General features: G+C 45.2%; 15 protein-coding genes. 5 read left to right on the forward strand and 10 right to left on the reverse strand.

Annotated features, from left to right (window positions below):
* Positions 1-4 precede the first annotated feature (4 nt).
* On the reverse strand, positions 5-838 hold the full coding sequence (locus tag MHI15_RS18580) for a carbohydrate ABC transporter permease (RefSeq protein WP_036680774.1): 834 nt from the start codon (positions 836-838) through the stop codon (positions 5-7).
* On the reverse strand, positions 838-1,719 hold the full coding sequence (locus MHI15_RS18585) for a carbohydrate ABC transporter permease (protein WP_036680772.1): 882 nt from the start codon (positions 1,717-1,719) through the stop codon (positions 838-840). The genes MHI15_RS18580 and MHI15_RS18585 overlap by 1 nt, the downstream gene beginning before the upstream one ends.
* Before the next feature lie 136 nt (positions 1,720-1,855).
* Here MHI15_RS18585 and MHI15_RS18590 point away from each other — a divergent pair, with 136 nt between their 5' ends.
* Together MHI15_RS18590 and MHI15_RS18595 are read left to right on the forward strand one after the other, a co-directional pair.
* Positions 1,856-3,676 (forward strand): cache domain-containing sensor histidine kinase, encoded by a 1,821-nt coding sequence (locus MHI15_RS18590; protein ID WP_076194393.1) that lies wholly within the window; start codon positions 1,856-1,858, stop codon positions 3,674-3,676.
* Positions 3,673-5,334, forward strand: coding sequence for a response regulator transcription factor (locus MHI15_RS18595; protein WP_076129608.1), 1,662 nt, complete (start codon positions 3,673-3,675; stop codon positions 5,332-5,334). The genes MHI15_RS18590 and MHI15_RS18595 overlap by 4 nt, the downstream gene beginning before the upstream one ends.
* Here MHI15_RS18595 and MHI15_RS18600 read toward each other — a convergent pair whose 3' ends face one another.
* The gene (locus MHI15_RS18600) at positions 5,335-6,504 is read right to left on the reverse strand and encodes an SGNH/GDSL hydrolase family protein (RefSeq protein ID WP_076129609.1); all 1,170 of its coding nucleotides are present in this window, start codon (positions 6,502-6,504) and stop codon (positions 5,335-5,337) included.
* Between the two features lie 124 nt (positions 6,505-6,628).
* Complete coding sequence (gene yicI, locus MHI15_RS18605; RefSeq protein ID WP_076129610.1) at positions 6,629-8,950, reverse strand: alpha-xylosidase; 2,322 nt, start codon at positions 8,948-8,950, stop codon at positions 6,629-6,631.
* A gap of 128 nt (positions 8,951-9,078) precedes the next feature.
* Here yicI and MHI15_RS18610 point away from each other — a divergent pair, with 128 nt between their 5' ends.
* The 3 genes from MHI15_RS18610 (at position 9,079) to MHI15_RS18620 (ending at position 11,920) form a co-directional block, all read left to right on the forward strand.
* Positions 9,079-9,969, forward strand: coding sequence for an AraC family transcriptional regulator (locus MHI15_RS18610; protein ID WP_341164686.1), 891 nt, complete (start codon positions 9,079-9,081; stop codon positions 9,967-9,969).
* A 73-nt stretch (positions 9,970-10,042) separates the two neighbouring features.
* Positions 10,043-10,930 (forward strand): helix-turn-helix transcriptional regulator, encoded by an 888-nt coding sequence (locus MHI15_RS18615; RefSeq protein ID WP_076129612.1) that lies wholly within the window; start codon positions 10,043-10,045, stop codon positions 10,928-10,930.
* Between the two features lie 174 nt (positions 10,931-11,104).
* Positions 11,105-11,920 (forward strand): hypothetical protein, encoded by an 816-nt coding sequence (locus tag MHI15_RS18620; RefSeq protein WP_076129613.1) that lies wholly within the window; start codon positions 11,105-11,107, stop codon positions 11,918-11,920.
* A 97-nt stretch (positions 11,921-12,017) separates the two neighbouring features.
* Here MHI15_RS18620 and MHI15_RS18625 read toward each other — a convergent pair whose 3' ends face one another.
* The 6 genes from MHI15_RS18625 to MHI15_RS18650 form a co-directional block, all read right to left on the reverse strand.
* The gene (locus MHI15_RS18625; RefSeq protein WP_076129614.1) at positions 12,018-14,087 is read right to left on the reverse strand and encodes a class I SAM-dependent methyltransferase; all 2,070 of its coding nucleotides are present in this window, start codon (positions 14,085-14,087) and stop codon (positions 12,018-12,020) included.
* Between the two features lie 129 nt (positions 14,088-14,216).
* Positions 14,217-15,092: a radical SAM/SPASM domain-containing protein gene (locus tag MHI15_RS18630; protein ID WP_076105414.1), complete on the reverse strand. Its 876-nt coding sequence runs from the start codon at positions 15,090-15,092 to the stop codon at positions 14,217-14,219.
* A gap of 22 nt (positions 15,093-15,114) precedes the next feature.
* Positions 15,115-16,101 (reverse strand): Gfo/Idh/MocA family protein, encoded by a 987-nt coding sequence (locus MHI15_RS18635; RefSeq protein ID WP_038568824.1) that lies wholly within the window; start codon positions 16,099-16,101, stop codon positions 15,115-15,117.
* Positions 16,102-16,352: 251 nt separating this feature from the next.
* Entirely contained in the window at positions 16,353-17,126 is a 774-nt protein-coding gene (locus MHI15_RS18640) for an SDR family NAD(P)-dependent oxidoreductase (protein WP_036680744.1), read from the reverse strand.
* 77 nt (positions 17,127-17,203) lie between these two features.
* Entirely contained in the window at positions 17,204-18,016 is an 813-nt protein-coding gene (locus MHI15_RS18645) for an acetoacetate decarboxylase family protein (protein ID WP_081386450.1), read from the reverse strand.
* Between the two features lie 29 nt (positions 18,017-18,045).
* The gene (locus MHI15_RS18650; protein WP_076219701.1) at positions 18,046-19,986 is read right to left on the reverse strand and encodes an NAD(P)/FAD-dependent oxidoreductase; all 1,941 of its coding nucleotides are present in this window, start codon (positions 19,984-19,986) and stop codon (positions 18,046-18,048) included.
* Between the last annotated feature and the right edge of the window lies 1 nt (position 19,987).

Genomic DNA, 19,987 nt, shown 5'->3' on the forward strand with positions numbered 1-19,987 from the left:
GGTGTTAACCTTTCACCGAGCCAGCCGCTATTCCCTCAACAATGTAACGTTGCATAAACAGGTAGAAAATTATAATTGGTGCGACCCCGATTACGAGAGCCGGAAGTGCCATATCCCATTGTTTGGTGTATTGACCAAAGAAGGAGAAAGTCGCTAGTGGAATGGTCCGAAGCTCTGGTGCCTGAAGAATCAAGGATGGCAACAGATAGTCATTCCATATTCCAAGTGCGTTTAGCACGATTGTTGTCATCACCATTGGCTTCAGCAAAGGAAGCACAATACGGAAGAACACGGTAATAGGATTACATCCATCTACTGTAGCCGCCTCTTCAATTTCAAGAGGAACGGACTTGATAAAGCCGTGGAACAGGAAGATCGCCATCGGAACACTGATTCCTAGATTCGTGATAATCAAACCAAGGAAAGAGTTATTTACTCCAATAACATTTACGACCTTCAGAATTGGAATCATGATCGTTTGGAACGGAACTACCATTGCTGCTACAAAGATAAGCAGCAAGAACTGATTGAATTTCGTATTCGCCCGAACCATACGATAAGATGCCATCGCACTGAACAGAGAGATTAGAATAACACTGATCACTGTGATAATAACCGAGTTTCGGAATGCTTCACCGAAACGGGCTAATTTCCAGGCGGTTGAATAGTTCGACCACATAAATACTTTTGGCCAGCTTGCCGCATCACTCAGAATTTCACCGAAGGATTTCACCGAGTTTGCGAGCAAGAAATAGAATGGAGAGAGAAAGAGCAGCGCCAGAAGGATCATTATCACTTCCGTACCAATATTCCATCTCTTTTTTTCCGTAGGTTTCATTACGCTTCAACCTCCTTGCTCTTCGTGATACGGACCTGAATCAGAGTAATGATGGCTACAATTACAAAGAACAGCAGCGCTTTTGCAGTACCCAGCCCGTAACGATTGTTCAGGAAGGCTTCATTGTAAATATTCATAGCAACGGATTCCGTCGATTTGAACGGTCCACCCTTCGTCAAGGACAAGTTAAGGTCAAACATTTTGAATGACCAGGAAATGGCCAAGAATAATCCGATAGTTACAGCAGGCATAATTAGCGGAACTACGATATTGCGTAGCACCTGCCAACGGGATGCACCATCAATATCAGCCGCTTCTAGTACTTCTTTAGATACGTTACTCAACGAGGCAATGTAGATAACCATTAGATAACCGGAAGACTGCCAAACAAAGACCATTACAATCGCCCAGAATCCTGTTGTGGCATCACCGAGCCAAGGAAGATTAAAGAAGGACCATCCTGTGAGGTCGCCCATAGTGGCGAACCCTTTGATGAAGATAAATTGCCAGATGAAACCAAGCAACAATCCCCCGATAACGTTCGGCATAAAGAAAATAGTCCGAAGCATGTTACGTGTCTTTAAAGGTTTAGTTAACAGATAAGCTAAGAAGAAGCCTACCACGTTAGTCAAAATCACACCTAACACCGTAAATCTTACCGTGAACCAAAAGGAAGACCAGAAGTCAGGGTCATTTGAGAAAATAGTGGAAAAGTTTTGAAATCCGACCCAACTTACATTACCGGATACACCGTTCCAATCTGTGAAAGAGTAATACATCCCCATCAAAAATGGGATAATCGTTATTAAGGTAAAAAACAAAACTGCCGGACCAACGAAAAAAAGCTGTTGACCTAACTGGGACAACTTAGTGCCGCGCATTTATTGCCCCCCCCTTTCTTTTGCTCACTTACTTGTTTATGCTTTATACACATATTATCTGTTTTTTTCAGGGTACCTCACACCTACTAAAGTGATCTTTCAGGTGTAAAATATTGATCGGATGTGACAAATTTCGATGAAATGGAACACGATTCGCACAAAATTGATCGTTTTTATCCTACTGCCAACGTTAATCTGTATTATGGCCACCATGTTTATTAGCTATCACTATAGCACTCAATCCCTAAGAACAAGGGCAGTAGATGAGAATACGAACCTCCTCTTTCAAGGCAATAGAAACATCGAAAGTCTGATTCAGGAGATCAATCGTCTTTCCCTTATCGTCTATTCAGATTCAGATTTCTACAGACTGCTCGAAGCGGGATACGAGGATATGGCAGCAAATACACGAATTTATTCTTCTCTAAATTACATTTCTTCATCCATGCCAGATATATCCCAGGTGTATCTTTACGGTGTAAAGGATAGAAAAGCCACTTTGCTCACCCAAAATACACCCAAACGTTGGCAGGGTATCCCCCCTTATGCTGACTCAGAGATCACTAGCAGTTCTCCTGTGTTTATACAAAGTACACATATAAGTCACAGCTATGGTCTAACCTCACCTATCCCGCAACTCATACCGGAGCCTGTGTTTACATTGCATAGACGAATTGAAAGGATTCCCACTACCACCCCACTCGGCTTCCTGTCGATCGATGTTAAGCTAACGGCTCTTACCGACATCGTCAGCCAGTTATATGATCAGAAGCAGGAGAACATTTGGCTGCTGGATGGCGATGGCAGGATTGTATACGGAAGCAATAGTGAGGAATACGGCAAGCGCCTACACGCTTCTTGGTACAACAAGCAAATCGCCACGAATCAAAGCTCGCAAGGGTATTTTGAAGAGGAAGATGCTGTGTTTATTTACCAAAGAATCGAAACCCAAGGTTTAAATTGGACCCTCGTGAAGCAGATTCCTACGTCCTATCTTTTCCGGGAAGCTAACGAGGCGGCAGCGATCAATATATTCCTCCTTGTTCTACTTTTGATTACAATTGCCACGTTAACGACCCTGATCTCTTTTCGAATCACGGCTCCTATCAAGCAGTTGACTCGTTACATGAATCAGGTGCAGACCGGTAATCTTGATGTTGAAATTCAACCTATGGGCAAAGATGAGATTGGCGTGGTTACCGAGCGATTCCGCAGTATGATGGACACGATCAACAACCTGATTTTAAGAGAGTACAAGCTGGAATTGTCCAATAAGACCAATGAACTGCGGGCACTGCAGGCACAAATCAACCCGCATTTTCTGAATAACACGTTACAGATCATTGGCACGCTGGCCTTAGAGCTTAAAGTGCCCCAAATTTACTCACTTCTTTCAGCTCTAGCCAAAATGATGCGCTACAGCATGTACAATGAGGAGAAGATCGTAACTGTTAAGGATGAGCTGGATCATGTCAAAGCCTACATTGAACTGCAAAAGGAACGTTTTGAAAATAAGTTCAGTTTCCGCTACGATATGGAGGAATCACTTTTAGAGACGTTTATGCCGAAAATGATTTTACAGCCTATTGTAGAAAATTATTTCAAACACGGCTTTAATCTTTCCCGCAGTGACGGATTCATTGAAATCACCGCAGCAAGAGTGGATGACAACCGGATGGAAATCTGTATCCAAAATAACGGAAATGCGATCCCTTCAGCGAAGTTAGATCTTTTAAAGCAGAAGCTACAGCATCCTACTAGAACAGATATAGATTTATTAAGAAATACAGAGCAAACCAAGGAAGCTACAGGATCAGGTATTGGTCTGCCGAACGTTCTGGCTCGACTCAAGTTTGTGTGCGGAGATAGTGCCACTTTAACTGTGGATAACCTTAGAGCAGGCGGAGTAGTAGTGAAATTGGAAATTGAAATTATAGCGGAGCGTGAAAAGATATGAAGGCGTTGATTGTTGATGACGAGGCAAGAGTTAGAAAGGCAGTCAGACTGCTTGTCGACTGGGACGCCCATCAAATAGATGAAATTCTGGAAGCCGGAAATGGAAATGAAGCCATCGAGATCATCCGGCAGGCTAAACCAGCATTAGTCATTATGGATATGATGATGGAATCAGGTAATGGGATAGAGTTAATGACCTGGGTGAACGAATTCGCCGGCAACACTAAGTTTATTGTAGTCAGCGGACATAATGATTTTGAGTTCGTACGGCAGACTGTGCGGCATGGGGGTATTGATTATATCCTGAAACCTATCGAAGCCGAGGCAATCAATGTAGCGGTAGCTAAAGCAGTTGCAGCCTGGCGCTCAGAAGAAGACGACCGAAGCGAACGGCAGAAACAGAGTATTCAGCTTAATGAGTTCAAGCCCATTTATGGGGAAAAGCTATTATCTGCACTAATTGATGATCCGATCAATTCTGATTTATCTTTGCGGAGGTTATGCAGTGATGGTATCATTCCGGAAAACATCCATTCCGCTCGGTTAATATTGGTGCAGACAGATGCGGGTAACAATCCGTTGATTAAACGTTTTGGCGGAGACACCGAGCTAATGAACTACGCTATCGTCAATATTTGTAATGAATTTTTGCACAGTCCGCATAAGGGTGTTGCTTTTCGTTATTGGGGAGGTCCTCCGGAGATTGCGATTATTCTGTGGGATATTCAAACCTCTGTGGTCGAGCTAATAGGCAGAATCAATCATGGCATCTACTCTACCTTGCAGGTCCGAATGCATTTTGGAATCAGCAGCATCGGCAACTTACCTAAGCAGTTACCTTATCAGCGTGCAGAGGTGGCAGAGGCCTTACAACGCCGAAACTTATTAATTCATGAGGATTACTGCCATTTCTCCTCTTCCTCCGAAGAGTTCAGAGATCGTAAAGAGATCGCCAAAGCAGAGGTTCGCGGTAATGTATCAACAACGAACTTTGCTGACGTCAAGGAAGATTGGAAAATGGCAGTCATCAGCGGAAGTCCAGAGATATTATCAACAGCTGCGCAGCACTGGGTAGATGAGCTTAGCCGAGGTGGGGTTGTGACACCAGAAATCCTAAACTCATGGAAAAATGATGCTCTACTATTTCGTTCCCAGCTAGTACGGGAAATGTTAGGCCCTGAAGCTGAAGGCGCACTGGCCGAGCTTGAACAGGCCGACCAGCTTCACCCAGCTCCTTATACGAACGGTTACTCGTTCTCCTTATTCGCTTGGCGTGACTGGTCGTATACCCTAATGCAGGAGCTGGCCGAAGTAATCGCCCTGAAACAAGCTAAAGAACGTAATCCGATGCATGATATCGTCAAATACATCGAGCTTAATTACGCTTCCGACCTGTCCTTACAGGAAGTGGCCGGAAAGTTTTTTGTTAGCCGTGAATATATTTCTCGCCGATTCAAACAGGAATACGGGATTAACTTCTCCGACTTTATTGTTAATATTCGAATAGATAAAGCTAAACTACTATTGCAGAATCCTCGTCTGAAGCTGGCCCAAATCTCCGAAATGGTCGGTTTTCATGATGTTAAATATTTCAGCAAAGTGTTTAAGAAGCAGGTTGGATCTTCACCTAAGGACTACCGGGACACATTTAAGAGTTGATCAATACCAGTTTAAAAAGGCGTCCGCAACCGTCTTACCGGCTATGCCGTTCGGATGCGGGTCGTCTTGTCCACTCATATATTCCGGTCTGATCCGGTGATCGTCTGGTGCAGGCAACGATAATAGGCTTGCTATATCAAACACACGGTCTACTCCAGCGGGTGGGTTAGTCAGGATTTCATGATTCACTCTACGCCAAGTCTCTTCTCTTGCCTCCTGAAAATTAAACGGCGGCACCGTACTTAGAATAATACTAGCATCAGCATTTGCTGTTTTGATCTTAGCAATAATAGTTGTCAGATCACCAAGTAACTCATCTGCAGAGCGGCAGCCAATATCAATATCATTTACGCCGAGGACAATCATCAGTTCATCACTCTGTTTAGCTTTGTGAAGCCAAGGGCCATCCGCAGCTACATCATACGCTCTAGCCCAGCCTGAGCCGAGATTCCATACACCAATCTCTGCACCAAGACCATCCGCAATTCTCGCTGCCCAATATTCGTATCCGTCCTTTAATGTCCGCACACCTTGAGTAATCGAATCTCCCAAAAATACTAGCTTCTTATTCACAGCTTTCTTATATCCGATATAGCTTGGCAGTACCAAAAGCTTGTCAGATTCTGTAAACCCATCGGCTGACTCCTGTGCAGCCAGATTTCCGGGCGCATCATAAGCGGTTGCCAGCATCCCTTCTACGTTGAAAGGAATGGATTTACCCGCAGTAGTTGTCTTAATCGTCCATGTAAACGCTAAGTAATGGCCATCAGGTAGGTTGATGCTTGTCTCATCACTCCAGAAGCATTCACCGGCCGCTACTGACTTGGAGACATTGCCTTCAAAAGTGACAGCATGTTGTGTATGCTCAATAATAGCTCCGTTTGGCTCAGTGCCCCCATCCGCGATAAATGCCGATTCGATCACCCAACTGCCCCCAGGTTCACTGCCCGAAGCTTCAAGCCCTTGGTCCCAGGTGGAATCCACCGCATTGCTATGCCAAAATTTCAGCTGCACCGGGCCGTTTTCCCGTAAACGAATATAAGTCCGGAAGGTATGTGTAAAAGGTTCTTGCCTATTCATAATAAAATTAGCGGCGGTTGAAAGAACCGTAGCAGAGGTATAGTCCGTCTGATTCAAAACTCCACTTCCCTTAATTAAATTAGTATTCATAACGTTTCCCCCGTTATTAGTTAAGATTGTAACACTAAAACCTCTCCTATAAACCAGGGAACGGATCGTTCACCCAGTCTACAAGAGAGGTTATGGCTATATCAATATGCTTTAAGAAATCATCTTATTTCAGTGTAATGGTAAACGATACAGATTTTGCACCTGCGTTTACTTTCACTGTAGTCTCATCCACTTGCTCTGCACCTTCTACGGAAGCGATAGCTCCCAGATCTTTAAGGGAAAGCGAGAATTCTTTACCGCTGCCTTCTGCAGTAACTGTTACGCTGTTGCCTTTGCGGGCAGCCTTCACAGTCAATTCAGGAGCACCTTTAAGATCACGTACGGTTGCAGAAGTAGTAGTACCTTCTTCAAGTGAATATAGGCCAAATTTCACGCCATCCGCAAAGTCATAATCCGGTTTGTTGTCGATGCTGCCGATTGCCAGCAAGGAGTTCTGACGAACGAACAGTGGCAGGCTGAAGAAATCATATTTCTCTTTGCGCCATGATCCGCCTTGTACAGTTTCACCAGATAACAGGTGAGTCCAGCGACCTGCTGGCAGATAGTATTTCACTTCGCCGTTTTCTTGGAAAATAGGCGCTACGAGCAAGGAATCACCCAGCATGTATTGGCGATCGAGCACTTCGCATGTTGGATCTTCCGGGAATTCCATAACCATCGCCCGCATAGAAGCCCAGCCATGCTCTGCAGCCTGCCCAGCCACATCATACAGGTAAGGCATCAAGCTGCATTTAAGCTTCGTGAAGAAGCGGGTAACATCACAAGCTTCATCATCGTACGCCCAAGGCACACGGTACGAAGTGCTGCCGTGCAGACGGCTGTGGCTGGACAACAGTCCAAAAGCTAACCAGCGTTTAAATACATGTGCCGGAGCAGTGTTCTCGAAACCACCGATATCGTGACTCCAGAAACCGAAACCGGACAAGCCCAGAGACAAACCGCCGCGAAGGCTTTCTGCCATGGATTCATAATCTGCGTAGCAATCTCCGCCCCAGTGAACTGGGAATTGTTGGCCGCCAGCAGTTGCAGAACGTGCGAACAATGCTGCCTCATTCTTACCAAGCTTCTCTTCCAATACTTCAAATACAACTTTGTTGTACAGTTGAGTGTAGTAGTTGTGCATTTTCATCGGATCAGATCCGTCGAAATAAACTACATCTGTAGGAATCCGCTCACCGAAGTCTGTCTTGAAGCTGTCTACGCCCATATCTACCAAATCACGCAGGTAGCCGGCATACCATTCACAAGCCGCAGGGTTAGTGAAATCCACCAGTCCCATACCCGCTTGCCACAGGTCACATTGATAAACATCGCCGTTAGGCTTTTTGATCAGGTAGCCGTTTTTCTTGCCTTCTTCAAACAAGCGTGAACGTTGACCAATATAAGAGTTGATCCATACGCAGATCTTCAGGCCTTTTTCCTTCAGGCGTTTCAGCATGCCCTCTGGATCTGGGAATACACGTTTATCCCATTCAAAATCAGTCCATTGATACTCACGCATCCAGAAGCAGTCAAAGTGGAATACATGCAGCGGCAGATCACGTTCTGCCATACCTTCTACGAAGGAATTTACAGTCTCTTCATCATAGTTGGTAGTGAACGAAGTTGTCAGCCACAAGCCAAAAGTCCATGCTGGTGGAAGCGCTGGTTTACCAGTAAGAGCAGTATAGTTGCTAATAACGTCTTTAATGGTAGGTCCATCAATCACAAAGTATTCCAAGCTTTCTCCAGCTACGCTGAATTGGGCTTTTTTCACTTTTTCTGAAGCGATTTCATAGGAAACCAATTCCGGATGATTCACGAATACGCCATAACCTTTGCTTGATACGTAGAAAGGAATGTTTTTGTAAGCTTGCTCAGAGCTAGTGCCGCCGTCTTTGTTCCAGATATCAACGGTTTGTCCATTTTTCACGAAAGCGGTAAAACGTTCGCCCAGACCATATACGAATTCGCCTACGCCGAGATCCAGCTCATCACGCATGTACGTGTTACCGTCTTGGTCGGTGATGTAAGCCATGGATTTAAAGCCACTGCCTGTAATACGTTCTTCGCCGCGATAGAAATCCACCGCCCATTGTTCGCCTTTGCGAATCACTACACGAAGTCCGCCGCTGATCAGCACGGTTTCGAGATCCGTTTCTTCAATCTTCACATGATCGCCAGTACCTTTAGTCAGTTCGAAAACCGGACCACGTTCCTGTACACCATCATGATGAATAATTTTAATGCCTACCACGCCTGGAAGCGGGGAATGGAATTTTACAGTAAGCAGGGTTGAATTCAGCGTTGCTGCGCGCCCTGTGATTGGAGTCGTTTGTGTAATTGCTGTTAATCCTTCGGGAGTCTTTTCTACAACATAATTTTGAACTGCGCCGTTAATCGTGATACCTTCACGAACCAGCCAGAGACCATCAGTAAATTTCATTGTGTACTTGCCACCTTTCAATTTGGTGTTTATAGTTGCATTATACCGATAAAAAATGAACAAAACTAATACTATATAGCTCATTTATAACACTATTTTGATGTTTTTCTAAGAAAAGAGGCCTTTATATGGACCGTACAACTCAGAGTTTGCTAAAAGAAAACAGAGTTCATGGAGATAGTATGTTTCCACTCGCAGCTTATTGGATAGAACTTCCATCCGGAACGCATGTACTCGATACACATTGGCATGAAGAAGCGGAGTTCTTTATGCTGCTAGAAGGAGAAATTCTGTTCCAATTAGACACAGAATATTTTCCACTCCGCGCGGGCGAAGCGGTATTTATCGAATCTGGCGATATACACGCCGCCTATGTGCTGAACGAAGACACCCCCTGCAAATTCTGTGCGCTTGTATTTCTGCCTGATCTTTTGGCTAGCGCCCAGTACGATACGATCCAGCAAAACGCGATTTTGCCACTGCAAGAGAAACGCCAGAGCTTTCCGAGACATATTACACCCGATGTCCCTTGGCAGCAGGAGCTGCTTCATCATCTGGAGCAAATGATGGAGGCATACGCTAATAAAATGCCCGGATTTGAGACCTTTATGAAAGGAACTTTGCTAATCATGCTTTCCAAGATTACCGCAGAGGGCCGATTTGAGAACCGCAGCCAATCGGATGATGCTGATACCACCAAAATTAACCGCCTTAAAAAGGTGATCCTTTATATCCAAGATAACTATCAGGAACCGATACGTACCCGTGATCTATCAGAGCTTATTCCCATGAGCGAGGGACAATTCTGCCGCTTCTTCAAAATGATGACTCGTAAAACGCCAGTCGATTACATCAACTCATACCGGATTCGCCAGGCTGCCGATCTGCTGCAACAAAGTGAAAGAAAAATATCCGACATCGCATTCGAGGTCGGATTTGATAATGTAAGCTATTTCATAAAGGTTTTCCGTAAAGCGATGAAATGCTCGCCTTCGGAGTTCAGGAAAGGTGCAGGCTAGTTTCATCTACATCATAAAAAAACGATGGATTCCAAACTGATTTTTAGGAAATACAACCTTTTGGAGGCTCGCGATGAACTCACCGATTCTTAGCTTTATCACACCGCCTATTCCTTATTTCATAGACTGTGGTCGTGCTCACTACAATGCTGGAGACTATCATATCAGTCGTAATTGCATCGGCGTATTTGATCTAATCATTGTTAAAAAGGGGATGTTGCCCATCGCCGAGAACGAGGTGCACTGGGAGCTAAAGGAAGGAGAATTCCTCATCCTTCGTCCAGATGCCCATCACTATGGCTTTGCCCCTTGTCCTATCGAAACAGAAATCATCTGGATTCATTTCCAAACCTTCGGCAGCTGGATCGAGTGTCAGGATATGAACGAATGTCTGGAGAATCAGAGCGAGCTCATCGAAAGCCATAAACAAAAAGCTTATTTAAATCACTGCGATGTATGCTCGATCTTTATTCCGAAGTATACGGAAATATCAGAGAAGGCAATGGAGGTATTAGAGTTCTTTTTCCATCTGGAACAAGAACCCCAGTCGATGCGCAACTGGAAGCGCCAAGCCTCCTTTCAACAGTTCCTGCAATTCTTGGACCGTGATCTGGCCGAGGCATCCGATGCAACCGCCATTCATCTTGCCGAGAAGATTGAATTGTTCATTCGGCAAAATTATACTCGTGATGTCTCTAACTCCTTACTTCAAAAAGAACTTAACTATCATCCCAACTATCTCGCCAAAAACATGCTAAAAATATACGGTGTGACCCCTATGGCCTATCTCCTGTCCTATCGTCTAGAACAATCCAAACGGCTGTTAATTCAAACTTCCTGGTCCATTGCCCGCATCGCTGAAGAGGTTGGCTTCCATCATATTACTTACTACTCTTCCTGCTTCTCCAAGAAAGAAGGCATTTCTCCCTCTAACTTTCGACAAAAATTCACCGGTAAATAGACATTACAAAGCCTGGAATCGAAAATATCTTCCTCTTCCGGGATAGTTTGGACAAAGAAGCTGTTAAGCGTCCATCAAACAACGCTGCGGCTAACAGCTCTCCTTATTAAGTATTGCTGCTGATTTACCGATATATTATAGATAGATCTTATCGTCGTAGGAGGATAATGAACCATGCACATAACGAATATGACCGCATCTATGGGAACGAGGTTTAATGTATCTGTTAGTCACCAAACTAATGATAAAACTATGAAATCAAACAGCAATACTAGTGGTAATGGTAATGGAGATAAATTATCAATAAGTAAATCTGCAAAGGCTGCTTTTCAAAATCAATCCAAAATGGACGGAATGGTTAACTCCCTGCTTAAACAAAAACAAAATATCATCGACAGTAAGAACAGTCTGATTGAAAGAACTACCAAAAGTTCACATAATCTCGAATCTATTCAAGATCAACTTAAGGAGTTCGACAAGCAGCTCCAAACGATTGACCAACAAATTGCAAAATACAGCTTCGAAGAGCAACAAAAGAACTTAGAAGATGCTCAAAAAGCTAATCCCAAGGATGAACCTAAAACCGAGCAAGAGATACAGAACGAAAGATTGAATACGATTGTTTCTGTAAGCCAAGATGTTAGCCAAATGGAGGTAGTTTCTTCTACCCACACTAAGATGCGTGGCGAGGCAAAAGTTCTGACCAAGGAAATAGAGCTGGATGAGGCTCGTTCTACTCATTCCGCAACAGCCAAACGGGAACAGTTATCCAAAATCGAAACTAAACTATCGGAAACGAACGAAACGTTAGGCGATGCCATGAAAGACACGGGAGATAAAATTAAAGATCAGATCGATAAAGCAGGATCAACAGAAATTAAACCTTCTGAAGAGAACACCAATGAGCGGACAGAACAATTAGCTACCTATCAAGAAATTCAACGTTTAGCCGAAGAATCTGATAAGTCGCAGCTAGAAGTGCTAATCTAACAAGGGCAAGAATCTCTATATAAAAAAGCAATCGGATCTCCTCCGCATCAGAGGGTCTGCCGATTGCTTTTTTAGATGCAGCTGATGTATTTTTCGGCTATTCCTTCCGAATCACAATAAAACAGGTGCTGTCCGGCAGCGCCACTTCCTGTCCGCTCTCATCCATGAACCTTACTCTATCACGCAGAGCTTCGGTATAACCTTCTTGCAAGTAATGTCGCAAGACCTCAATCTTTGCCTGCTCTCCTAAAATCTGTTCAATAAATGAGGCAAACTCCGTAGGGGTGAAATAACCAAACTGTTCTTGGACTTCGTGAATATAAGCCTCTTCGCCCCAGGTATAAGTATATAAAAATTCCATGGCATCATTAACGGGCATGAGCACTTCTTGTTCCCCTAATCTCTGAAACTGAATCTGACGTCCAGCAAAATCCTTCGCATAACGCTCCAGCCACACCAGACCATCCTCTTCCAGAAAGCGAACTCTCCGCAGCAATGATGCAGGTTCAGTCATGATCCCATCGCGGATAATGATAACCCCGCCAGCTGACAATACAGCAAAGGCACTTCGCAGAGCTGCGGAGACGGTGTCGTGATTGAACTTATTACCATTTAGCGGCACATAAGAATATAGCTCATGCAAAATCGAAGAGAAAATTACCGTGTCCACCGTTCCGGCCTCCACGAAATCTTTAAGGTTCAACGCATCTCCCTGCAGCACCTCCCAGTGGCGACCTTCCCGCTGCTTGCGTTGTCGCAAGGCTTCCACTACATTGCTTGATATATCAATGCCGATAGGAGTAACCTCGGGCATACGCTCTTCCAGTAAATCCAGCAGCACACCGCCGCCCGGACCGATATCCAGCACTTTTTGTCCAGTGACATGATCTAGAATTACAGCTTTATAATCTGCTGTATTATTCATTTGGCTTAAGTAGGTATCTTCATTATGAAAACGGTCAAAAGCATCCCTGCGCAGCTCGAATAGATCGAATAACAGCAATACAGCACGTTCATACAAGGGTGATTTTTCAGCTTCCATACAAAATTCGATCAGCTTCTCTGCCGCTGCCGAGAATTGGAATTGAAAAAATACCGTGTCTGGCAGATGTTCCTTAGAATATTGCCGCAAGAGTAGGTGAGGGTTCTCAGCAGGCAAAGTCCCTTGCTCGATATCCTTCCATGTAAGCTCCGCTAAATATTTTTCGATAATCCGCTTCTTATAAACATTGGTCTTCTTAACACCCTTGTAATCGTAGTAAATGCTGTTCATGACATGCTCGAAGCTGATATGGCTTAAGGATTCATTCTGCGCCCTCTGGGCAGCAAGCACCATCACCTTCAGAAATTGCTCCAGCGAAAAGGTCTGTAGTGCAGATTCTACATACCAGAAGGTAATCTTACTTAATGACACCAACCGTTCAGCATGGAAACCTTCCTGCGTCAGCTTAGCCCATTCCGTAGTGAAATCCTCTCCTCTAGAGATCGGACCCAGCCGCATTCTGCGCAGTCGTTCCTTCATCGGCATAGGACTAGCAAGATTGCCTGAAGAAATCAGCTCAATAAGCTGCTTCACTTCATGCTGCACACTCTGCCATAACTCGGGAGACACAGCTCCGATGATGCAATGATTGAGCACGGTCAGCAGGCGTTCCAGTTCCTCCGCGGTCAGCAGCTGATCTTCCACTATATCATGGAGTGGCTTATTGACTTCCGGCGGCACTTCTCCGCGAATTTGCTGTCCTATAAGTCCATGAGTCTCAATAAGCCGCTGAATCATCGTACCTTTCTCGGAGACAGCCTTCCCTAAATACCTCTCATATAACTGTGCGGAACCTAAATTATGTACAAAACAATTGATCCCTTCCTCCTGCCAAACCAGCCGCTCCTTTGCTGTACCTCCCTTAGCCGTTTCTGACCAAATTAACGTTTCTTCCACCAGCTCTTTTATCCAAATAGACCGGGGAAGTTGGTCCAGAATCTGCAAGCTACGTTCCACATAGTCCAGTACGGGATTCCTGCGATCCAGCTCCTCCAGAGATTCCACACGTTCCAAATTTACAATCTGCTCCTCCGCTTGGACAATAAGCTTCAGCCAGAGGTGATCCTCCAAATGATCTTGCACACCTTCACGGTATAAGGCGATGGCTTCCAGTGATTTCAGCATATGCTCCTCCTTCGCTCCAAAGTGGAGACTATAAAGACCTATTATTATATATATACAATCCCGTTAATTAAAAAACAGAACCAGGACTCATGAAATAGCCATGTCCCGGTTCTGTTTGCATTCCAATCATTAGGTTCCGAACCGCTGCCGATACCCACATTTGCGGCACAGCTCCTCCACCGCTTCTCTACGTGAGAAGCCATAGAATAAATTGTTCGCCCGCTCCCCCTCTACAATCTCTGAGAACGGAGTTTCATGGATGTTGCCTAGGTTAATTACTCCTTCACCATCCAGACAGCATGGCACAACCGTGCCATCCACAAGGATTGCCGCTTGGCTCCGCAGGGCATGACAGAACCCTTTTCCGTCATCTTCCGGCTCATTCAGCGCTGGCCAACGGAACTCATGATCCTGATTAAGGTAGACGCGTGGGGCAATCTTGACACCACTGCCAGGCATAACCTTTTCTTCGATCTTGAAATCCAAGTTGAAGGCTTCCTCCAGCAGGGCAAGGGTTTCACGGTTACGGTTTCTCTCCAGATTCGTCAGATTATCCTCCGTCAAATTCCACAAGCGGAAAGAAATAATAACCCCTTGCGCTGAGGCTTCCCGTACAAAAGAAATTATCTCTGAAAGATAGCCTTCACGGTTCTCTGACCCTTCATGCCCATCAAAGCTGTGCAGAGAAAAGTTCATCTGACGCAGTGCGGGCTTACCAAGAATTTTAGGTCCGGCTTTATGAATTAACGTGCCATTGGTTGTAATATTAACCTTGAACCCTTTGGCATGAGCAGCATCCAACAGTTCACCGATCTTGGGATGCAGCAACGGCTCCCCTTTGACGTGAAGATAAATATGATTGCTGTGTGGTTTAATTTCATCCAATATCGTATTAAACGTATCAAGCTTCATGAAATTTTTCGTCCGGGCGGTTTGTGGACAAAAGCTGCAGGCGAGGTTGCAGACGCTTGTTATCTCAATATAAACCTTTTTAAAAGTCTTCAAGTCCTGCTCCCCATTCTATTTATTATAAATCTGAGGCATAGCGGAGACCGATCTGTGCTCTGGCTTCCTCCATAATCTCTGCTGCGGCCATGGAGTTCTCATGAGTATTAATTCTGCTCTCCCGTTCACCATTCTTAATCAAGTTGATGAATTCTTCCACCTCATAATACATAGGTTCAAACACCTGAGGCAACGTAAGCTCCTCAACTGTACCATCACGATAGTAAATTTTCACCTGATAAGGCTCATTGATTTTGTCGATCACCATCGTACCGTTCTCTCCATGAATCTCAGCTGGCAGATAGGAGTCAGAAATCTTGGAGTGCATAACTACCGCATCCATATCGTCATACTTCATAATGAGACTTCCTTCACCATCCACACCTGACGAGAGCATGACACCCACTGCCTGTACTGATTGAGGCTTGCCAAAGAGCACTACCATTGGATACAAACAGTACACTCCAAGATCCATTAACGAGCCATTGGAAAAAGCGGGATTAAACGCATTTAACACAGTCCCCTGCCGGTAGGCATCATATCTGGAGGAGTACTTACAGTAACTTGCAAAATAACGGCGAACTTGGCCGAGTTTATACAAATTATCACGAATCACTCCAAAGTTCGGCATAAAGGTCGATTTCATCGCCTCTACCAGTAGCACATCATTTGTGCGCGCAGCTTCAATCATAGCTTTAAGCTCCGTACTGTTGGATGCAGCCGGTTTCTCGCAGAGCACATGCTTGCCGTGATTTAAGCACATAATCGCTTGTTCTGCATGCATAGAATTTGGGCTGGCAATATATATAGCATCTACATCTTTGCTTTTCACCATATCTTCCAAATTCGTATAAATTGTAGCTCCCGCATATTTAGCAGCAAAGGCCTGACCTTTCTCCATTGTGCGAGAGTACACGGCTGTCAGGATAAACTCCTCATTCTCCAAGCCGGCTTGCACGAAGCGGTCTGTAATAAAGTTTGTTCCAATGACCCCGAAACGAATTGTCATGATGTTATCCCGTCCTTTTTAGTTATTACTAACTCTACATGCTATTTTCTCACTCATAGGTAGTCATGTCTACTTTTTAAGGCAAATTAACGACAATTTCTGATAAATTCAGCAATTCTCTTGTTACTGGCGGAGCACCGCTCATCGTACAACGCAAAAAAAGGCGTATCCCAGCCACCCTTTCATGGCTTTTGAGATACCCTTTTTTTGGAGTTACAATCATTCCCCGAGCTTACAGAACCAGATGAGCTCTATATAATCGTCCAGCCGCCATCTACAAACAAAGTCTGACCTGTAGTGTAGCTGGAAGCATCTGAAGCAAAGTAGAGCACGGCGCCGTTTAGTTCTCCCGGATTACCAGGGCGCCCCATCGGACACACTGCGTTGTACATTTTTAGCGCTTTTTCTGCAAATAACGTATTCTCAGTCATTTCAGTTTTGAACAAGCTTGGTCCAATCGCATTAACAGTGATACCATGCTTAGCATAAGTTGCCGCCACCCCTCTTGTCAGATGGATCACTCCACCTTTAGCAGCATTGTAAGAATGCGTAGGAACCGAAGCTGAAGCTGTAAGGCCTAGCATTGAGGCTGTATTGACGATTTTGCCGTAATTCCGTTCCTTCATATGCCGGATCACATGTTTCGACATCAGGAAAACACCTTTTAAATCCGTATCCAGTACCCGATCCCAAGCTTCTTCTTCCAGCGCCTCAATCGGAACCGCATCCACCACACCAGCATTATTCAGCAGAATATCAATTTTGCCAAAGGCTTCCATAACCTTTTGAACAGCCACAATAATCTGATCCTCTTTTCTTACATCACACTCGATAGGAATTATTCTGCGTTCAGGGTATTTAGCCCGGATATCCTCGGCTACTGCTACAAGCTTGTCATATCTTCTGGCCAAAATAGCAATGTCTGCTCCTTGCTCAGCAAGCATCTCTGCGAATTGTACCCCGATCCCACTGGATGCTCCTGCGATAATAGCTGTCTTACCCGTCAAATCAAAAAGGTTAGTCATTCTAATTCCTCCTAATGTTTAGTTAGCCGATCCTTCTTCGGTTTCATTTCGCACAAACTCACTTCAAACACGTAGGCTTATACTGAGGAAACAGGTTGCAAATTGTTCTCCCACCAGTCCCAGCGGAGATAGCAGTATGGAAGATACTCCATTGGATTCAGAGGCTCCAGAATTTTACCTTTTTCAAGCACATTTGTACTGACGGTGTAAACCGCGCCCAGCATATTCACAACTTCAAGCTCACTCCAAGGATCATGCGGGGAGTCTTGGAAGGTGATAGAGGCTTCAGCCGCTTTATAGACTTTAACCTCACTTACTAAACGCTGTGTGACCAAGGTTGGCATCAGATCGAAGCCGTTTCCGTCAATTGCATTGGCATATTTGATGTTATACAAAGGGATATCTTTGCCGTAATATTCCTCCAGAATCTTCTCGGCTCCATTGTCATTGAAGTGTCCATCCATAGTGGCTTTTACGTTGAAAAAGTCAATGCCATGCCGGCCGATTGCCCCATCAATGCCATCTTCTGAGGTGTTCATACGCACATCGGCCATTTTCTTAGGCAGCCCACATACTTCCCGGCCCATAGCCATCCCGATATCGCTTGTAATAGGCATCGACAGGCAGTAGTTGCCTAATTGTCCGTTATAGTCCGCTAGAACGAACAATCCAGCTTCACGATAAGGTGGACAAAAGTTCGTAGCTGGGTAATTGGCGATAAAAGCATTTACCAGCGGCCGGCTTGTTGGCTTCAGTGGCTTCGGCAACAAACGCTCGATAATCTCTGGTTTGGTCTCCCAATACACCGTCAGCATCTCTGCATCATAAAAGGTGGTTGGCTTGCCTCCGTATTTCTGCATATCTGCGAAACTTTTCACAAAACTCACCATGAATGAACCCTCCTTAGATTAGTAACCCTTTAGTTCAGCACAAAAGCCGTTTCGAATCCAGATTGAATGGCCTGTCCGATTCGGCCTGGCTTGCCTGCATCGCCGATCACCTTCACATTAGGCAGTACCTGCTTCAACTCATCAACAAATGAGCGATCGGGTGTAACACCAATGGATAATACAACAGCATCCGTCTTTTTCAGCGAAGTTTCCCCCGTGGACGTATTCTCAAGCACAATCGCGCCATCCTGCACTTCTACCAGCTTGGTTGATGCTAAGAGCTCCACGCCGTTCTTTTTCAGTCTAGTCACAATGTCGATCAGATTTGGCAGATAGGCATCTGGACCAACCCGCGGCTGCATTTCCACCACCGTGACCTGATTTCCCATATCGGCCAAATATTCAGCCGTTTCCAGCCCTGTCATGCCGGAGCCGATGACCACAGCCTGCTTGTTCTTAATCACAACTGACCCACTAAGTACGTCAACAACGGTGCAGACCGCTGCCTTCTTTACTCCCGGAATAACAGGCACTATAGGCTGTGCCCCAGCAGCAACAAATACCGCATAAGGGTTCAGTTGCTTCAGTTGTTCCAGCGTAGGTTTCGTAGAGAGACGGACATCAACATCCAGATCCTCTAACTGATGTTGCATATTATCAATAAACCAGTTCAGCTTCTCCTTCAATGGTGGCCGGCTTCCCAGCTCCACGCTGCCGCCTAGCACATCTCTGGCTTCGAACAATACAGGTTTAAAATCTCTGAGCGCCAGAATCCGTGCTGCTTCCATACCTGCTGGACCCCCGCCGATCACAGCTACTACTTTGCCAGCGCCATCTTTGGTTGGTTCTGCAAATTCAAGCTCACGGCCCACTCTGGCATTGACAGCACACTTGATTACCTTGCACTCCATTACTTCCTGAATACAGTACAGGCAAGAGATACAGGTTCTGATCTCTGCTTCTTTGCCTGCTGCCGCTTTGTTACCCCACTCCGGATCGGCCAGTTGGGCTCTTCCAAGGGCTACAAAATCCGTGTTTCCTTCCTGTAGCAGACTCTCAGCAAATTCAGGCTTACGGATCACATCACAAGCAATCACTGGAATTTGCACCGCTTGCTTAATGGCTGCGGAGAGATGTTTTTTCCAGCCTTGCGGGTAGGATATCGGCTCAATGATCGTATTGGATGATTCATAAGTGCCGGAGCTTACATTTATGCAATCCACTCCGATGCTTTCCAGATGTTTCGCAGTCTGGATAGCCTCATCCAGTGTAATCCCGCCTGAGACAAATTCATCGCCGTCGATTCGCACCGATACAGGGAATCCTGCGCCACAGGTCTTTTTGATGCCAAGCACAATTTCGTTCAGGAATGACATTCTACCTTCCAGTGAACCGCCATATTTATCAGTTCTCAGATTGGTAAGTGGGCTCAGAAACTGTCCTACGAGATAGCCGTGGGCACCATGGATCTCCACACCATCAATACCTGCTGTTTTAGCTATATAAGCTCCGAACACAAATTTACGAACTAACTCTTCTACCTCTTCAGTAGACAGCTCCCGGGGCATTTCCCCAATCGCTGAAGACATCACTGCGCTAGGAGCAACAATTTGTTTGCCTCCAATAAGCCGTCCGTGATTTTGCCGGCCCGGATGCTGGAGCTGAAGGAATATTTTGCTGTCATGACGATGCACAGCTCTTGCCAGTTTCTCCAGACGCGGCACAAACAGCAAGTCACTTGCATTCAGCTGGTTCGGTGTACCTACTCCGGTCTCATTATCCACACGCGTAATTTCCGTAATGATTAGACCACAGCCACCCGCGGCACGTTCCTCATAAAAAGCAATCATTTCATCCGACGCTTCACCACTGGCCGCGGCCAGTGACGTTCCCATAGCCGGCAATACAATTCTATTCTTAAGTTCAAGGCGTCCAATTTTACCTGCTGCAAACAGTTTTTCATATTTCATC

Origin of the sequence: Paenibacillus sp. FSL H7-0918 (assembly GCF_038007025.1) — a bacterium.
Lineage (GTDB): Bacteria > Bacillota > Bacilli > Paenibacillales > Paenibacillaceae > Paenibacillus_AQ > Paenibacillus_AQ odorifer.

Excerpts from the sequence above, each read along its gene's own strand:
- MHI15_RS18600 (WP_076129609.1), bottom strand. The coding sequence starts at position 6,504 with ATGAATACTAATTTAATTAAGGGAAGTGGAGTTTTGAATCAGACGGAC.
- MHI15_RS18620 (WP_076129613.1), top strand. The coding sequence starts at position 11,105 with ATGCACATAACGAATATGACCGCATCTATGGGAACGAGGTTTAATGTA.
- MHI15_RS18610 (WP_341164686.1), top strand. The coding sequence starts at position 9,079 with ATGGACCGTACAACTCAGAGTTTGCTAAAAGAAAACAGAGTTCATGGA.
- MHI15_RS18615 (WP_076129612.1), top strand. The coding sequence starts at position 10,043 with ATGAACTCACCGATTCTTAGCTTTATCACACCGCCTATTCCTTATTTC.
- MHI15_RS18625 (WP_076129614.1), bottom strand. The coding sequence starts at position 14,087 with ATGCTGAAATCACTGGAAGCCATCGCCTTATACCGTGAAGGTGTGCAA.
- MHI15_RS18590 (WP_076194393.1), top strand. The coding sequence starts at position 1,856 with ATGAAATGGAACACGATTCGCACAAAATTGATCGTTTTTATCCTACTG.
- MHI15_RS18640 (WP_036680744.1), bottom strand. The coding sequence starts at position 17,126 with ATGACTAACCTTTTTGATTTGACGGGTAAGACAGCTATTATCGCAGGA.
- MHI15_RS18645 (WP_081386450.1), bottom strand. The coding sequence starts at position 18,016 with ATGGTGAGTTTTGTGAAAAGTTTCGCAGATATGCAGAAATACGGAGGC.
- MHI15_RS18635 (WP_038568824.1), bottom strand. The coding sequence starts at position 16,101 with ATGACAATTCGTTTCGGGGTCATTGGAACAAACTTTATTACAGACCGC.
- yicI (WP_076129610.1), bottom strand. The coding sequence starts at position 8,950 with ATGAAATTTACTGATGGTCTCTGGCTGGTTCGTGAAGGTATCACGATT.
- MHI15_RS18650 (WP_076219701.1), bottom strand. The coding sequence starts at position 19,986 with ATGAAATATGAAAAACTGTTTGCAGCAGGTAAAATTGGACGCCTTGAA.
- MHI15_RS18595 (WP_076129608.1), top strand. The coding sequence starts at position 3,673 with ATGAAGGCGTTGATTGTTGATGACGAGGCAAGAGTTAGAAAGGCAGTC.
- MHI15_RS18580 (WP_036680774.1), bottom strand. The coding sequence starts at position 838 with ATGAAACCTACGGAAAAAAAGAGATGGAATATTGGTACGGAAGTGATA.
- MHI15_RS18585 (WP_036680772.1), bottom strand. The coding sequence starts at position 1,719 with ATGCGCGGCACTAAGTTGTCCCAGTTAGGTCAACAGCTTTTTTTCGTT.